The sequence below is a fragment of the Candidatus Frackibacter sp. WG13 genome (assembly GCF_900114655.1).
Lineage (GTDB): Bacteria > Bacillota > Halanaerobiia > Halobacteroidales > Acetohalobiaceae > Frackibacter.
On the sequence record NZ_FOTT01000045.1, the window covers coordinates 1 to 1,747 of the forward strand.

Annotated in this window: 1 protein-coding gene; it reads left to right on the top strand. The window is 33.2% G+C overall.

Annotated elements, in window-relative coordinates:
- A partial coding sequence (locus tag BM077_RS13505) for a DsrE/DsrF/DrsH-like family protein (RefSeq protein ID WP_176941745.1) occupies positions 1–1,354 on the top strand: 1,354 nt, incomplete at its 5' end.
- Positions 1,355–1,747 lie beyond the last annotated feature (393 nt).

Genomic DNA, 1,747 nt, shown 5'->3' on the forward strand with positions numbered 1-1,747 from the left:
ACAGATCGTAGGTCGTGATGGAGTAGATAAACGAATCGATGTTTTAGCAACTGCACTTAGATTTGAAAGAAATATATTTGATTTGCAAGAGCTAGAATTAGCTTATGCACCGCCGTATTCCTCAGCTAAAGACCCAGTAAATATGGCTGGCTTTACAGCTGGTAACATTATTAATGAAGATATGAAGGTTATTCATTGGTGGGAGATAGATGATTTAGATTTAGATAATACTATTATATTAGATATTAGAACAGAAGTAGAGAATCAATTAGGTGCTATTGAAGGTTCAACTCATATTCCACTTGATGAATTAAGAGATAACTTAAATAAGTTGCCGACAGATAAAGATATAGTTCTTTATTGTCAGGTTGGATTAAGAGGTTATATTGCAACTAGAATTTTGTTGCAGAATGGGTTTACATCTAATAGAGTAAGAAATTTAAGTGGTGGATATCGACTTTACAAAGCAGTTAAACAGAATGAAGAGACTAGAAAAGGTGATAATATGAGCACAAATAATGGCTCTAGTGAAGAGAATAGTAAAGAATCTAAAGAAGAAGTTAAAAAGCAGATAAATGAGATAGCTAAAATGAGAGCTAATGATTCATTAGATGATATTGTTAAACTAGATGCTTGTGGATTGCAGTGTCCTGGTCCAATTATGCAGGTATACCGCAAGATGGATGAACTAGAGACAGGTGATATTGTAGAAGTAACAGCTACTGATCCTGCTTTTGGAGCTGATATTGAATCTTGGTGTGATAATACAGGAAATACTTTATTAGACGTCAAGAATGAGGTTGGTAAGATTGTTGCTTTGATTAAGAAAGGCAGTGCTGGTGAAACCACAGCAGTTACTGAGGCAAAGTCTACCTATGATAGACCAGATGGAAAGACTTTAGTAGTATTTAGTGATGATTTAGATAGAGCAATAGCTTCATTTATTATTGCTAATGGTGCTGCTTCGATGGGTAAGGAGGTAACGATGTTCTTTACTTTCTGGGGTTTAAATGTACTGCGAAAAGATGAATATGTTGATGTAGAAAAAGGATTTATGGATAAGATGTTTAGTTCTATGATGCCACGTGGTAGTAAAAAACTCGGGCTTTCTAAGATGAATATGATGGGCATGGGTCGGAAGATGATGCGTAAAGTAATGGAGAATAAGAATGTAGATTCTCTAGAAGCTTTAATTGGTCAAGCCAAGTTAGCAGGAGTTAATTTAGTAGCATGTCAGATGTCAATGGATGTTATGGGAATTAAGAAAGAAGAGTTAATTGATGGAGTAGAATTAGGTGGAGTTGCAACTTATTTAAATTCTGCAGAAGGTGCTAATTTAAACCTCTTCATTTAAGCAAAAGAATTTTAAAAATAAACAAATTGCATAATAAGACTTCTAGCACAATTAATGCGAAATTTTTGGACGTTAGTAATTAACTGTGCAAGAAGTTTAAATAGTTTTAAGATAAATTAAAGTTCAAGGTTGCTCGCTTTATTTGTGAACAACCTTGAGCTTTATATCTTGACATTTATATCTTAATATCTTAATATATAAATACTACACATAACTAATTATAAATTTAACTATGCATTGCAAACTAATATTTTTATTAAAAGAAGGAAATGGTAAGAACAGATTATCGAAATTAATAAAGGAGGTTAAATTAATGGCTAAAAAGATACTAATTATTGGTGGTGTAGCCGGCGGAGCAAGTACAGCGGCTAGACTAAGAAGAATGGATGAAGA